Below are 14,781 nucleotides of genomic sequence, written 5' to 3' on the forward strand. Positions count from 1 at the left end.
TCACCTCGACACGCCGGCGGGAGGTGAGGAAGGTCAGGTAGCGGGGGTCAGGAGCCCGTCAGCGCCAACCGAGCGCCGGGGCGACGTGGGTCAGGATCTTCTCCAGCAGCTTGGCGTTGTAGTCGACGCCGAGCTGGTTGGGGACGGTGAGCAGCAGCGTGTCCGCGGCGGCGATCGCCTCGTCCTCGCGCAGCTGATCGACGAGCTTGTCCGGCTCGGCCGCATAGGTCCGGCCGAAGATCGCCCGGAACTCGTCGAGCTGACCGACCTGGTCACGGCTCTCGCCCTCGCCGCCGAAGTACATCGCATCGATCTCGTCCACGATCGGCATGATCGACCGACTCACGCTCACTCGCGGCGTGCGGGTGTGGCCGGCCTCGCGCCACGCCTCGTGGTACTTCTCGATCTGCTTGCGCTGCTGGACGTGGAACGGCTCACCGCTCTCGTCCTCCTTGAGGGTGGAGCTCTGGAGGTTCATCCCGAGCTCCGCTGCCCAGCGCGCGGTCGAGTCAGAGCCTGAGCCCCACCAGATCCGCTCGCGCAGGGACTCCGAGTGCGGCTCGAGGCGCAGCAGGCCCGGCGGGTTGGCGAACATCGGCCGCGGGTTGGGCTGCGCGAACCCCTCGCCCTTCAGCATCTCGAGGAACACCTCGGTGTGACGGCGCGCCATGTCGGCGTCGCTCTCGCCCTCGGCCGGCTGGTAGCCGAAGTACTTGTAACCGTCGATCACCTGCTCCGGGCTGCCTCGCGAGATGCCGAGCTGGAGCCTGTGACCGGCGATGAGGTCCGCCGAGCCGGCGTCCTCCGTCATGTAGAGCGGGTTCTCGTAGCGCATGTCGATCACGCCCGTGCCGATCTCGATCCGGCTGGTGCGGGCGCCGATCGTCGCCAGCAGCGGGAAGGGCGAGGACAGCTGCCGGGCGTAGTGGTGCACCCGGAAGTAGGCGCCGTCGGCGCCCACCTCCTCCGCAGCCACCGCCAAGTCGATCGACTGCAGCAGCACGTCGGAGGCCGAGCGCGTCGCCGACTGGGGCGACGGGGTCCAGTGGCCGAAGGAGAGGAAGCCGATGTTCTTCACAACTGGTTCAACGCTCAACTTTCTCTGGCATTCCCGACAACGGGGTACCGGCTCACCATGAGGATCGCAGTCACCGGAGCCACCGGCAACGTGGGTACGGCGCTGGTGCGCACCCTGCTCAGCCACGGCCACGACGTCGTCGGCATCGCCCGGCGCCCGCCCGACGAGGACAGCGCGTACGCCGCGGCAAGCTGGCACACCATCGACCTCACCCATCCCGATGCCGGCCCACGGCTGGCATCGGCCTTCGAGGGCGCTGATGCGGTCGTGCACCTCGTCTGGGGCTTCCAGCCGACGCATGACATCGACTACCTCGAGCGGGTCGACGTCGGCGGCACCACGAAGGTGATCGCCGCGGTGATCGCGGCGGGCGTGCCGCAGCTGGTGCACCAGTCCTCGCTCGGCACCTACTCGCCCGCGCCCGGTGACGACCGGCCGGTCGATGAGTCCTGGGCCCGCGGTGGCATCCCCACCTCGCCGTACAGCCGGCACAAGGCGACCGTGGAGCAGCTCCTCGACCAGGTGGCGGCGGAGCATCCGACTCTCACGATCACTCGCACGCGTCCGTCGCTGATCGGCCAGCGCACCGGTGCCTCGGGGCTGCTGCGCTACGCGCTGCCTGCGCTCGTGCCCTCGGCGGCGCTCAGGCGGGTGCCGGTCCTGCCCGTCGATGGCCGCCTGCGGCTGCAGTTCGTGCACGCCGACGACGTCGCCACCGCGATCCGGCTGGCGATCGAGCAGCGGGCCGGTGGACCGTTCAACCTCGCGGCGGACGGAGTGCTCCGGGTGGAGGACATCGCCGCCGCGCTGGGCGCCCGGCACGTCCCGGTGCCCCTGAGCGCGCTACGGCGGATCGTGGACCTCAGCTGGCGCGCACACCTGCAGCAGGTGGACGTCGGCTGGCTCGACCTCGCCTACGGCGTACCTCTCCTGGACAGCACGCGCGCCCGCGTGGAGCTGGGCTGGTCGCCGCAGCTGAACGGTCAGCAGGTGCTGGTGGAGACGATCGAGGGCATGCGCGATGCCGCCCACGACGACACCCCGATCCTGCGCGAGCGCAGCGTCCGAGACGGCCTTGCGCTGGCGTGGCACGGCTCGTCCGTCGCGCGCCGCCGTGAACCGTGAGATCGAAGGACCTGCGAGGACCGGCGATGACCGGTGAGCGTGCCTTCGGCCGCGACTCTCGGCGCACCGGCACTATGTCCTCATGACGCTGCTTCCGCTCCCGAACGCCCAGCCGCTGGTTCACGAGACCGCCTACGTCGCTCCCGGGGCCTTCGTCATCGGCGCTGCCGAGGTCGGCGCCTCGGCGAGCATCTGGTTCAACGCCGTGGTGCGGGCCGATGCCGAGTCCATCTCCATCGGCGAGGGCAGCAACCTCCAGGACCTGGTGGCCGCGCACGCCGACCCGGGCAAGCCGTTGAGCGTGGGCAACAACGTCTCGGTCGGACACGGTGCCGTCCTGCATGGCTGCCGGATCGAGGACGACGTCCTGGTCGGCATGAACGCGACGATCCTCAACGGCGCGGTGATCGGCACCGGCTCGATCGTCGCCGCCAACGCGCTCGTGCCCGAGGGCACGGTCGTGCCGCCCCGTTCGCTGGTGGCCGGCGTGCCGGCAAAGGTACGCCGGGAGCTCGGCGCCGAGGAGGTCGAGCTCATCCGGCTCAACGCCGAGCACTATCGCCATCTCGCGCAGACCTATCGCGCGGACACCGCCTGAGAACGCACCTGGCTAGGGCTGCTGCTGGTCCGGAGACGCCGAGGGTGACGTCGGACCATTCAGCGCGGTGACGATCTCCTTCTCGGTCAGCGGCCGCCACGGGGCAGGTGCGTTGAGTGTGCCCGGCGTGGCAGGGCTGTCGCCCTGGGTCCACCACTGCGCGACGTAGGGGACGCCCTCGAAGAGCACTCGGTCGCCGGCGTGGTAGGTCTTGTCGATCCGCCACGTCGGGTAGAAGGTGGCCGGCATGGTCGGCGTGGGGCGCGGGGTCTCGCCCGGCAGCACCGGCCCGATCAGGGTCCAGGGAGTGGCGTCGCCGTTCTGCAGCGGGTTGTCCGGTACGTCGCCCGACGTCCACCACTTCGCGACGTACACGTTGTGGTGCCACACCACCCGGGTGCCCTGCAGGTAGACCTGGTCGGCCTGCCAGATCGGGTACGGACTCGTCGCAGGGTTGTCACTCGGCGTCACGGTCGGGTTGCCCGAGGGGCTCGCAGAGGCGGACGGCGAGGCGGAGACGATCGGGTCCACGTGACCGGTTCCGCCGAGTGCCGCGGCGAAGTCCCCGGCGTCCTGCTTCACGCCGCTGCAAGCATCCGAGACGATCGTGACGTCGGGATAGTTGGCGCCGCAGGGACGGTCACGGTTCAGCGACCACATCGAGAGCCGGCCGAGCCGGTGCTCGACCGCGAAGCGGCGCAGTCGCTGGGCGTCCAGCAGTCCGAAGATCTCGCCGGCGCTGTCGTTCTGCCCGATCATCGCGGTCGCGCCGATCCGCTGCCAGGCGGCCACCGACGTCAGCTCGTCGCCTGCCTTGGCGTAGAGCGCACGGACCTGGGCGTGCGTGGCGGTCAGCGACTCCTCGGCCGCCTCCCCCATCGACTCGTTGTTCGGCAGGTCGGCGCCGTAGTCCATCGTCATCGCGTTGACGCCGGTCAGATCGACGCCACCGCTCAGCATCGCTGAGACGGCGTTCTGGCCCGCCTGGGTCAGCCCGGCGCGTGCCACCGGCACCGTCAGCCAGACCTCGACGTGCGTGCTCTTCTGCAGCTGCGCGATAGCGGCGGCCCGGCGCTGCCCGGCCGCAGTGTCGTCGAGGGCGGTGCCCTCGAGGTCGAGGTCGATCGCCTGCAGGTGGTAGCGCGTCACGACCTCCTTGTAGGCGTCGTACAGGCTGGTCTCCGACGTGCACGTGACCGCCAGCTCACTGTTGGCCTGGCCGCCGAAGGAGACGATCGCTGCGCCGCCACGCTGCTGCAGGCGCGCGATCCTGCGGTCCAGGTCTAGCTGCTCGGCCGCATCGTCCAGCGAGTACGCCGCACCCCAGGACGGCGAGCAGCCGTTCTGCGGATCGGCGACCACGAAGGCCAGCACCGCATCGCGGGAGGCGGCGTTCTGCGGGTCCTCGAACGAGAGCGAGGGGGTGGCGGTGACGTCGACGTACCCGGCGAAGCCAGGACCGGCCGCCTGGCCGAGCGCCCGGCTCTCCTGGAACCAGTTCCAGCCGCGCAGCGACGCGAAGACCGCGGCGAGCACGAGAACGGTCAGGATCCCCAGACGGGTCACCGACAGTCGGCGTCCTTCGAACTGCCCCACACGGTCCTCCAGATTATTCGCGGCTTCGGTTCAGGTCCGCGCGATGCCTGCCGAATTCTTCTTATCGGTAGGGAACTCGGGATTCGTAGGAGAATCGGGGAGAAAATGAGCGGAGTCACCGGCGGGGCGCCTGTCCAGGCCGCGGGACCCCGGCGACAGTGGGGGGCCGAGCGCCGGTCCGAACCCATGCCGATCGTGCACCTGCAGCCGAGCATCGCGAAGCTGACATGGGGTCGAGTCGCCATCGTAGTCACGATCGGGTGTTGGGTGGGCTATGTCGTCTCAACGCTCTTCCGCCGTTTCCTCGACGACGGTGGCGGGTTCCGGTTCACCATGGAGGCTGTCGGCTACCTCGCGGTGGTCACCTTCCTCACCTGGTCGGCCCTGATGTACCTGGTCGCCCGGCAGGGCGCGCTGCGCCGCTTCCGCGAGCACCGTCGCGTCCCTCGCGGCCTGTTGGACGGACACTTCACCGATGAGCACGATCCCCTCACCGTGCTGGTGCCCTCCTACGCCGAGGAGCCCGACGTCGTCCGGCTGACGTTGTGGAGTGCGGCCCTGCAGGAGTACCCCGACCTGCGTCTGGTCCTGCTCCTCGACGACCCGCCGTTCCCCACCGACCCGGAGACCCTGAAGAGGCTCGACCAGACCCGCGCACTCGCCGGCGAGATCACCGAGGCGCTCGCCAAGCCGCACGCTCGCGCGCTGACGGCGTACGAGGACGCGCGCGCGGTGCTCGCCGACGACCTGGAGGCGATCGCCACCAAGAAGGCCACCAAGAAGGCCACCGAGACCTCGGAGGCGGCGTCCTTCGAGGGCGACGACGACCTGGAGACGCGGCTGGAGCACGTCAACGCGCCGCTGCCGCTGGTGCGCCGGTTGGCCGAGGAGTACACCGCCGCCGCGGAGTGGCTCGAGCACATGGGTACGACGGAGGTCGTCGCCGACCACGTCAGCGAGTTCTTCGTCGACCAGGTGCTGATGGGTCTGGCCAGCGAGCTGCGACTGAGCCTGCTCGCACTCGACGCCGTGCTCGTGCAGCGCGACGCCGTCCTGCCTGCCGTTCGCCTGCTGGAGCTGCACCGCCGGCTGACCTGGATCTTCCGCGCTCGCGTCGACAACTTCGAGCGCAAGCGCTATGCCTCGCTGTCCCAAGAGGCGAACAAGGCGATGAACATCAACTCCTACCTCGGCCTGATGGGAGGCCGCTGGCGGCCGACCGAGACCGTGGCCGGCGTCGAGCTGCGTCGGGTGGCGCCGGGCGCCGCCGCCCAGCCGGGCGACCTGGACATCGAGAACACCGAGTACGTCCTCACCCTCGATGCCGACTCCCAGCTGCTGCGCGACTACTGCCTGCGCCTGGTCTACTTCCTCGAGCAGCCGGAGAACGACCGGGTCGCGATCGTGCAGACGCCGTACTCGTCCTTCCGCGGCGCGCCGACCCGCATCGAGCGGATCGCAGGTGCGACCACCGACATCCAGCACATCCTGCACCAGGGCATGACGGCGTACGACGCGACGTTCTGGGTGGGCGCCAACGCCGTCATCCGGCGCCGCGCCCTGGAGGACATCGTCGAGGTGGACACCGTCGGCGGCCATGAGATCCGGACCTACATCCAGGACCGCACGGTCATCGAGGACACCGAGTCGAGCATCGACATCTCGACCGCCGGCTGGCGGCTGGTGAACTACCCGGAGCGACTCAGCTACAGCGCCACCCCGCCCGACTTCGGCTCCCTGGTGGTGCAGCGGCGGCGGTGGGCCAACGGCGGTCTGCTGATCCTGCCGAAGTTCTGGATGCAGCGTCGCCAGCGCGCGGCCGCGGGCCGTCCGATCAAGCGCCTCGAGACCGCGCTGCGGGTCAACTACATGGCCTCGCTCGCGTGGGCGAGCCTGGGGTTGCTGTTCCTGCTGTTCTACCCCTACGACGGCCGGCTGCTCAGTCCGCTGGTCGTCGGCGCGGCACTCCCCTACTTCATCGCGATGTCCAGCGACCTCAACCTGTGTGGCCACCGCTACCTGGACGTCTTCCGGATCTACGGCTTCAACCTGGTGCTCCTGCCGGTCAACCTGGCAGGCGTGCTGAAGTCGGTCCAGCAGGCCTTCACCGGCGAGAAGATCCCCTTCGTCCGTACGCCGAAGGTGCGCAACCGCACCGCCTCGCCGGGTCTCTACGTGGTCGTCCCCTATCTGGTGGTGCTCTACTCCCTGCTCACCGCCTGGCGCGACTACCACCACCACAACTGGCCGAACTTCGCCTTCGCCGTCTTCAACGCCGTGCTGGCCTTCGGCGCGATCCGCGCCTACATCGGCATCGCGAACTCGCTCATCGACATGGCGATGGGCGTGGTCAACTGGCTGATGGTGCCCAAGCGCCGTCCCGCCGCGAAGTCCGCGGCACCGGTCCTGGCTGGAGCGCAGAACGTCGACTGGGCCTCGATCCTCTACCACGGCGACCGGCGGCTCGGGCGCGACCTGCGGCGCCGTGATGACCGTCGTCGGCGGCTGACGCAGCGGCGCTGAGGCGGCGTTTGGGGTAACACGCTGTTACCGCGGGTAACACGTCGTCCGCACAGGTAGACGGTCGTTGCAACGACCGTCTACCTGCTGTAACAGCGTGTTACCCCAGGCCCGTCAGCCGACCGGCGTCAGCGCGACCTTGATCGCGCGGCGCTCGTCCATCGCGGCGTACGCGTCGGCGACCTGGTCCATCGGCAGGGTCAGGTCGAAGACCTTGCCGGGGTCGATCCGGCCCTCGAGCACCAGGTCGAGCAGCTCGGGCAGGTAGCGGCGGACCGGGGCCATGCCACCGGCGAGGCCGATGTTCTTGACGAACATCCGTCGCACCGGCAGCTCGACGCCGTGCGGGGCGCCGACGAAGCCGACCGTGGAGCCGGCGCGCGCGATCTGGAACGCCGTCTCCATCGACTGCCCGGTGCCGACGCACTCGAGCACCGCGTCGGCGCCGATCCCTGCGGTGAGCTCCTGGACTGCGGCGATACCGTCCTCGCCGCGCTCGGCGATGATGTGGGTGGCGCCGAAGGCGGTGGCGAGTCGCTGCCGGCTCTCGTGACGCGACATCGCCACGACCCGCTCGGCACCCATCACCGACGCCGCCAGTACGCCGCACAAACCCACGGCCCCGTCACCGATCACCACGACCGTGCTGCCGGGCCTGACGCCGGCCGAGACCGCAGCGTGCCAGCCGGTGGGCATGACGTCGGTGAGCGCCAGCAGTGACGGGACCAGTGCCGGGTCGGGCACGCCGTCGAGCTTGACCAGGCTGCCGTCGGCCTGGGCGACACGGGAGAGCTCCCCCTGGCCGCTGAGGGTGAAGCCGCCGTGCCGGCAGGCGGACTGGACGCCGGCCTGGCAGTCGGGGCAGGTGTTGTCGCAGTGGCAGAAGGGCACGACGACGTGGTCTCCGATGGCGACGTTCTTGACCGCGGCACCGACGGCGACGACCTCTCCCAGGCACTCGTGGCCGATCGTCATGCCGGGGTTGATCTGGTTCTCGCCGCGGTAGTTCCAGAGGTCGGAGCCGCAGACGCAGGCGGCCGTGACCTTGACGATCGCGTCCGTCGGGGCGGTCATCTCGGGGTCAGGGACCTCGGTGTAGCGGATGTCGAACGGGGCATGCAGAGTGGTGGCGCGCATGTGTGTCATCCTTGCAGGACCGCGCCACGCCGCCGCGCCGACGTTGCGATATCTCACATGTGAGTTACCGTGATGGCATGACGGATGGTTACAAGGGTCGTATCGGGAACCTCATCCGGGACGCTCGCAAGCACCGCGGCCTGACTCAGGCCCAGCTCGCCGAGCGCCTGGCCACCAGCCAGAGCGCGATCAACCGGATCGAGAAGGGTCAGCAGAACCTCTCGCTGGAGATGATCGCGCGGATCGGCAGCGCACTGGAGTCGGAGATCGTCGCACTCGGCGCTGGTCCGACGCACCTCCGGGTCACGGGCCCCACCACCCTGTCGGGTGAGATCGATGTGAAGACGTCGAAGAACGCCGGGGTTGCGCTGCTGTGCGCGACGTTGCTCAACAAGGGCCGGACCACGTTGCGCAAGGTCGCCCGGATCGAAGAGGTCAACCGCCTGCTCGAGGTGCTCAACTCCCTCGGCGTCCAGACCCGCTGGCTCAACGCGGACAACGACCTGGAGATCGTGCCGCCCAAGGAGCTGCGGCTGAGCAACATCGACGAGGTGGCTGCGCGGCGTACGCGCTCGGTGATCATGTTCCTCGGACCCCTGCTGCACCGCGAGGACAACTTCGAGCTGCCTTACGCGGGCGGCTGCCAGCTCGGCACCCGCACCGTGGAGCCGCACATGGCGGCGCTGCGTCCGTTCGGGCTCGAGGTGAAGGCCACCGACGGCTCCTACCACGCGTTCGTCAACCGGGCGATCGAGCCGGATCGGCCCATCGTGCTGACCGAGCGTGGCGACACCGTCACCGAGAACGCCCTGATGGCGGCGGCGCTGCACCCCGGCACCACGGTGATCCGCAACGCCTCGTCGAACTACATGGTCCAGGACCTGTGCTTCTACCTGCAGAAGCTCGGCGTCGAGGTCGAGGGCGTCGGCACCACCACCCTGACCGTGACCGGTCGGACCGAGATCGACGTCGACGTCGACTACGCGCCCTCCGAGGACCCGATCGAGGCGATGTCGCTGCTCGCCGCGGCGATCGTGACGAGCTCGGAGATCACCATCCGCCGGGTGCCGATCGAGTTCCTCGAGATCGAGCTCGCGACGCTGGAGGAGATGGGCTTCAACTACACCCGCTCGGCCGAGTACGCCGCACTGAACGGCAAGACCAGGCTGGTCGACCTGACCACGCACCGCTCGCTGCTGCACGCGCCGTTGGACAAGATCCACCCGATGCCGTTCCCGGGGCTCAACATCGACAACCTGCCGTTCTTCGCCGTGATCGCGGCGGTCGCACAGGGCCAGACCCTGCTGCACGACTGGGTCTACGAGAACCGCGCCATCTACCTGACGGAGCTCAACAAGCTAGGCGGCCAGGTCAAGCTGCTCGACCCGCACCGGGTCATGATCGAGGGGCCGACGCACTTCAGCGGCACCGAGATCGTCTGCCCGCCTGCGCTGCGCCCGGCCGTGGTGATCCTGCTGGCGATGCTCGCCTCGAAGGGCACCTCGGTGCTGCGCTCGACGTACGTCATCGCGCGCGGGTACGAGGACCTCGCCGAGCGACTCAACCAGCTCGGCGCCAACATCGAGCCGTTCCGGGACATCTGAGGGCTCCACGGACGCCGCCGTACGCCGAGCCGTACGCCGAGCCGCACGCCGAGCCGTACGCCGAGCTTGTCGAGGCGCCTCGACAAGCTCGGCGTGCGTGTGCTCGGCGTGTGCTCAGCCCTGGGCGAGCTGCGCGACCCGGTCCCACTCCTCCCAGGTGGCGAGGCGGGACTCGTAGTCGGCCTTGACGATGCCGAAGGCGGCGGCCCCGAAGAGGCAGCGCAGCGGCGGCTGCTCGGCATCGACGATCTCCATCAGCGCGGCGGCCGAGGCACGGGGGTCGCCGGGGCCGGACGTGTTGCGCTTGGCACGTGCCTCCTCGTTGCGCTGGTGCGCCTCCGAGTACGCCGCCAGAGGCACTGAGTGCACCGAGGACGCACCGCCCCAGTCGGTCGCGAAGCCGGCGGGCTCCACCAGCGTGACGTGGATGCCCCGGTCCTTGACCTCGGCCGCCAGCGCCTGGGTGAGCCCCTCCACCGCCCACTTCGACGCGTGGTAGGCGCCGAGCCCCGGGAACGCGGTGACGCCGCCGACCGAGGTGACCTGGATGATGTGACCACTGCGCTGCTCGCGCAGCAGCGGCAGCGCCGCCTGGGTCACCCACAGGAGCCCGAAGAAGTTCGTCTCCATCTGGGCGCGGATGTCGGACTCGGTGAGCTCCTCGACGAAGCCGAAGTGCCCGTAGCCGGCGTTGTTGACGATGACGTCGAGCGGACCGAGGGCGCGATGCGCGTCGGCGACCGCCGTCCGGGCGGCGTCGCGGTCGGTGACGTCGAGCTGGAGGGGGACGAAATCGTCGCCGTACTGCGCGGCGAGCACGTCGAGGGTGCTCAGGTCGCGGGCGGTCGCGGCGACGCGGTCGCCGCGCTCGAGCGCCGCGATGGTCCACTCACGGCCGAAGCCGCGGGACGCGCCGGTGATGAACCAGTTCTTCACTGTTCTGTTCGTTGAGGACACCATGTCCCGAACGCTACGACGCGAGCCAAGGCACGCGACCCGACATACTGCTCCCGTGACGCAGCGCCCCGTGCTCGCCTTCGCCCATCGGGGCGGGGCCTACCACCCCGAGATCGAGGGGCTGGAGAACACCCTGGCCGCCTTCCGGCACGCCGTCGCGCTGGGCTACACCCACCTCGAGACAGACGTGCATGTGACCCGTGACGGGGTGCTGCTGGCGTTCCACGACGACGTGCTCGATCGGGTCACCGACAGCACCGGATCGATCGCCGAGCTGACCCTGGCCGAGGTCCGTGCGGCCCGGATCGCCAGCCAACACCAGGTCCCGACGCTGGCCGAGCTCTTCGAAGCCTTCCCCGGCGCCAGCTTCAACATCGACCTCAAGTCCGGCGGCGCTGTGCCGGCGCTGGCTCGCTTCCTGGACGAGCGTGGCGCGCACGACCGGGTCGTCGTCGGCTCCTTCGGCGTACGCCGCCTGCGCGCCTTCCGGCGGCTGACCGGCGGCCGGGTGGCCACCAGTGCCCACCCGGTGGAGGTGGCCGCCTACCTCCTCTCCCCCAGCCCACGGCTCGCGCGCCTGCTCGCCGGGGAGGACTTCGTCGCGTTCCAGGTCCCGCACCGGCGCACCGTCCGCGGTCGGGTCCTGCCGATCGTCACCCGCGACTTCGTCGATCGCGCTCACCGCGCCGGCAAGCAGGTGCACGTGTGGACGATCGATGATCCTGGGGAGATGCGGGAGCTCCTCGACATCGGGGTGGACGGTCTGATGACCGACCGCACCGACCTGTTGAAGGAGGTCCTGATCGCGCGCGGCCAGTGGCCAACCAGCGGGAGCCGGGCATGACAGCGGCCCAGGGTCTGGGCGACTTCGCGCCGGTCCGACGGCGCCAGCAGCAGAGGGCCTGGAACTGGTACGACTGGGCCAACTCAGCTTTCTACACCACGGTGCTGACGGTGCTGTTCGGACCGTTCATGATCACCGTGGCCGGCCGCGCGGCCGGCTGCGGGGACAGCCCGGACGACACCTGCAACAAGACAGTGGACGTGCTGGGCCTGCACCTGGCCGCGGGCTCGCTGCCGTCGTACCTGACCAGCTTCGCCACCATCGCGAGCGCGTTCGTCCTGCCCGTGGTCGGGGCACTCGCCGACCGATCCGAGCGCAAGAAGTGGCACATGGGCGGCTGCGCCTGGGCCGGATCCTTCGTCGGCGCGCTGCTGTTCTTCATGCACGGCGATCACTGGCGCCTAGGGGCGGTAGCGGTCGTGGTGAGCTCGATCCTGGCCGGCTGCTCGCTGGTCAGCTACTACGCGATCATGGTCGACATCTCCACCGAGGACGAGCGCGACCTCGCCTCGTCGCGGGGCTGGGCGTTCGGCTATCTCGGCGGCGGCCTCCTGCTGTTGATCAACCTGGTGATGGTGGAGGGCCACGATGCCTTCGGGCTGAGCAAGGAGTTTGCCGTCCGACTCTCGCTGCTCTCCGCCTCTGTGTGGTGGGCTGCGTTCACGATCATCCCGGTGAGCAAGCTGCGCAACTCCCCACCCCAGGGGGTCGAGCCGACATCGGGCGGTCTCCTGCAGCGCTCCTTCGGACAGCTGTGGGCCACCCTGCGGGAGCTGCGGGCGTTCCCGATGACGGTGACCTTCCTGCTGGCCTATCTCTTCTACAACGACGGCATCCAGACGGTCATCTACAGCGCCTCGATCTACGGCTCCAAGCAGCTGCACTTCTCCGATTCGGTGCTGATCGCGGCGATCCTGATGATCCAGTTCGTCGCCTTCGGCGGAGCGTTGTTCTTCGGCAGGTGGGCGAGCCGGTACGGCGCCTATCGCTGCCTTCTGTACGGCACCTTCGCGTGGATGGCCATCGTCGTACTCGCGATGTTCCTGCCGGAGCGCAACGTGGGGCTGTTCCTGGCGATCGGTGTGGCCATCGGCTTGGTGATGGGCGGGACCCAGGCGCTATCCCGCTCGTTCTTCAGCCTGTTGATCCCGCGCGGCCGCGAGGGCGAGTACTTCGCGCTCTACAACGCCTGCGAACGAGGCACGTCGTGGTTCGGCACCCTGTTGTTCGGCGTGGTCTTCCAGGTCAGCGGCTCCTACCGCCCGGCGATCGTCTCGCTGCTGATCTTCTTCGTCCTCGGGGCGTTCTTCCTGCTCCGGCTGGATCCGCGACGTGGCATCGAGGAAGCCGGCAACACCGTGCCCGCCACTGTGTGAGAGCTGTGAATCGCAGGCATCGGAAGACGTACGCCGTGTGAGCCATTCGTCGGGGTTGGACGGAATCTTCGGCACCCGGCTACCGTTGAAGACTTCGAGAGGTTCGGTCCCAGCGCGTCAGAAGTTACATCACCTCGCGCGGCGGGAACCGCCCTACAGAAGACACTCGGGGGAAGAACAAAAGGAGGTGGCCCATGGCAGAGCGCACACTGCGCGGTGCCCGACTCGGCGGCCAGAGCTTCGAGGACGAGCGCGGCATCGAGTTCGCGGCGCGGCAGCAGGTCGGATATCGCTGTCCGCAGGGACATCAGTTCGAGATCACCATGTCGGACGAGGCCGAGGTGCCGACGACCTGGGAGTGCCCGCGCTGCGGGGCCGAGGCGCTGAACGTCGCCGGCAACCTGCCGGAGGAGAAGAACGAGAAGCCCGTCCGCACCCACTGGGACATGCTCTTGGAGAGGCGCTCGGAGAGCGAGCTCGAGGACATCCTCAAGGAGCGGCTGGACCTGCTGCGTGGGGGCGAGATCGGCCCCGCGCACCTGCACCGGCCCAGCAAGAAGCGGGCTGGCGTCTGACCGGCGTCAGCTGATCACTGGTCGATCACCCCGGAGTTGCCGCTACGTCGGCTCTTCGGGGATGACCTCGCCCCGGACGATCGGTCCCTGCGGACCGGCGCCGGGGCGAGTTCCGTTCGGACCGCCGTCGCGGGGACCCAACAGCTTGCGCGCGACGAGCGCGGCCAGCACGCGCCGCGCCAACGGCCGGGTGAAGGGCAGGATCAGGAAGAAGCCGACGATGTCGGTGACGAATCCGGGAGCGACCATCAGCGTGCCGCCGACGAGGATGAGTCCACCGTCGGTGAGCTCCTTGGCCGGCATCCGACCGCTGCTCAGCGCGACCCGCAGGGCCTCGAAGGCCCGTGAGCCCTCGCGCTTGACCAGCCAGCTGCCGACCACGGAGTCGGCGACGAGCAGCAGCACCGTCCACCAGGCGCCGATGACCTGGCCGACCTGGATGATGAAGTAGATCTCCAGCACCGGAAGCACCACGAACACGAGCAGCAGCACCCACGGCCATCGCCGTCGCCGGTTCGGGTTGACTGTGTAGCCGCTCATCCCATCATTATCGCGGGTGGCCCAACAGCCATGGGCCGCGGTAGGCGGCTACCTCAGTGGGTGCGGCGCCAGGTACGGGTCAGCTGACGCCGACGCTCCCGCAACCCCCACCGCGTCACCAGCTTGAGCGACTCCGAGGCCACCGCCCCACTCATCTTCGAGGCACCCCGCACCCGCTCCACGAACTCGATCGGCACCTCCCGCACCACCAACCCCGCCCGCAACGTCCGCGTCGCCAGATCAGTCTGGAACACATACCCCGCCGACTCCACCGACCCCAGATCCACCTTCTCCAACGTCGCCCGACGAAACAACCGGAACCCCGCCGTCGCATCCCGGATCCCGATCCCCAACAACAACCGGACATAGAGATTCCCACCCCGCGAGAGCACCTGCCGCGAAAGTGGCCAGTTCACCACCGACCCACCCGGCACATACCGCGACCCGATCACCAGATCCGCATCACGCAACGCCACCAACAACCGACCCAGCTCCTCGGGCTGATGCGAACCATCCGCATCCATCTCCCCGATCACGTCAAAGCCCTGCTCCAACGCCCAACCGAACCCCGCCAAGTACGCCGCACCCAACCCCTCCTTGCTGGTGCGATGCAACACATGGACCCGCTCATCACCCGCGGCCAGCTCATCAGCCAAAGCACCGGTGCCATCAGGAGAGCCGTCATCGACCACCAACACCTCGACCCCAGGCTCGGCCCGACGCAACCGGCCCACCACCCAACCCAGATTCGCAGCCTCGTTATAGGTCGGGACCACCATCACCACCCGACCCAACGCACCCAGATCAGTACTCACGTCGCGACTTCCGCCT

General features: G+C 69.1%; 13 protein-coding genes. 7 read left to right on the forward strand and 6 right to left on the reverse strand.

Annotated features, from left to right (window positions below):
• Positions 1-58 precede the first annotated feature (58 nt).
• The gene (locus H036_RS0119125) at positions 59-1,078 is read right to left on the reverse strand and encodes an LLM class flavin-dependent oxidoreductase (RefSeq protein WP_017936422.1); all 1,020 of its coding nucleotides are present in this window, start codon (positions 1,076-1,078) and stop codon (positions 59-61) included.
• Positions 1,079-1,135: 57 nt separating this feature from the next.
• Here H036_RS0119125 and H036_RS0119130 point away from each other — a divergent pair, with 57 nt between their 5' ends.
• Together H036_RS0119130 and H036_RS0119135 are read left to right on the forward strand one after the other, a co-directional pair.
• Positions 1,136-2,203: an NAD-dependent epimerase/dehydratase family protein gene (locus tag H036_RS0119130; protein ID WP_017936423.1), complete on the forward strand. Its 1,068-nt coding sequence runs from the start codon at positions 1,136-1,138 to the stop codon at positions 2,201-2,203.
• Positions 2,204-2,285: 82 nt separating this feature from the next.
• A complete protein-coding gene (locus tag H036_RS0119135; RefSeq protein ID WP_017936424.1) occupies positions 2,286-2,801 on the forward strand; it encodes a gamma carbonic anhydrase family protein in 516 nt (171 codons plus the stop codon).
• A 12-nt stretch (positions 2,802-2,813) separates the two neighbouring features.
• Here H036_RS0119135 and H036_RS0119140 read toward each other — a convergent pair whose 3' ends face one another.
• Positions 2,814-4,367 (reverse strand): chitinase, encoded by a 1,554-nt coding sequence (locus H036_RS0119140; protein WP_026146174.1) that lies wholly within the window; start codon positions 4,365-4,367, stop codon positions 2,814-2,816.
• A gap of 297 nt (positions 4,368-4,664) precedes the next feature.
• Between H036_RS0119140 and H036_RS0119145 the strand changes: the two genes are divergently transcribed.
• Positions 4,665-6,920, forward strand: a complete 2,256-nt coding sequence (locus H036_RS0119145; RefSeq protein ID WP_198290027.1) for a glycosyltransferase family 2 protein — start codon at positions 4,665-4,667, stop codon at positions 6,918-6,920.
• 111 nt (positions 6,921-7,031) lie between these two features.
• On the opposite strand, the gene H036_RS0119150 is transcribed toward H036_RS0119145, so the two are convergent.
• Positions 7,032-8,054 (reverse strand): zinc-dependent alcohol dehydrogenase family protein, encoded by a 1,023-nt coding sequence (locus tag H036_RS0119150; RefSeq protein WP_017936427.1) that lies wholly within the window; start codon positions 8,052-8,054, stop codon positions 7,032-7,034.
• 77 nt (positions 8,055-8,131) lie between these two features.
• Here H036_RS0119150 and H036_RS0119155 point away from each other — a divergent pair, with 77 nt between their 5' ends.
• Positions 8,132-9,658, forward strand: a complete 1,527-nt coding sequence (locus H036_RS0119155; protein WP_017936428.1) for a helix-turn-helix domain-containing protein — start codon at positions 8,132-8,134, stop codon at positions 9,656-9,658.
• 114 nt (positions 9,659-9,772) lie between these two features.
• Here the strand turns inward: H036_RS0119155 and H036_RS0119160 are convergent, their stop codons facing one another.
• Entirely contained in the window at positions 9,773-10,594 is an 822-nt protein-coding gene (locus H036_RS0119160) for an SDR family oxidoreductase (RefSeq protein ID WP_017936429.1), read from the reverse strand.
• 91 nt (positions 10,595-10,685) lie between these two features.
• Between H036_RS0119160 and H036_RS0119165 the strand changes: the two genes are divergently transcribed.
• The 3 genes from H036_RS0119165 (at position 10,686) to H036_RS0119175 (ending at position 13,410) form a co-directional block, all read left to right on the forward strand.
• Entirely contained in the window at positions 10,686-11,459 is a 774-nt protein-coding gene (locus H036_RS0119165) for a glycerophosphodiester phosphodiesterase family protein (protein ID WP_017936430.1), read from the forward strand.
• Positions 11,456-12,835, forward strand: coding sequence for an MFS transporter (locus H036_RS0119170; protein WP_036489339.1), 1,380 nt, complete (start codon positions 11,456-11,458; stop codon positions 12,833-12,835). The genes H036_RS0119165 and H036_RS0119170 overlap by 4 nt, the downstream gene beginning before the upstream one ends.
• A 194-nt stretch (positions 12,836-13,029) precedes the next feature.
• Positions 13,030-13,410 (forward strand): RNA polymerase-binding protein RbpA, encoded by a 381-nt coding sequence (locus tag H036_RS0119175; RefSeq protein WP_017936432.1) that lies wholly within the window; start codon positions 13,030-13,032, stop codon positions 13,408-13,410.
• A gap of 42 nt (positions 13,411-13,452) precedes the next feature.
• Here the strand turns inward: H036_RS0119175 and H036_RS0119180 are convergent, their stop codons facing one another.
• Both H036_RS0119180 and H036_RS0119185 read right to left on the reverse strand, forming a co-directional pair.
• Positions 13,453-13,950 carry an FxsA family protein gene (locus H036_RS0119180; protein ID WP_017936433.1) on the reverse strand — a complete coding sequence of 166 codons (498 nt, stop codon included), beginning with the start codon at positions 13,948-13,950 and terminating at the stop codon, positions 13,453-13,455.
• 53 nt (positions 13,951-14,003) lie between these two features.
• The gene (locus tag H036_RS0119185) at positions 14,004-14,729 is read right to left on the reverse strand and encodes a polyprenol monophosphomannose synthase (protein WP_051068732.1); all 726 of its coding nucleotides are present in this window, start codon (positions 14,727-14,729) and stop codon (positions 14,004-14,006) included.
• Between the last annotated feature and the right edge of the window lie 52 nt (positions 14,730-14,781).

The organism is Nocardioides sp. Iso805N (assembly GCF_000364605.1).
In the GTDB taxonomy this organism is placed as follows: domain Bacteria; phylum Actinomycetota; class Actinomycetes; order Propionibacteriales; family Nocardioidaceae; genus Nocardioides.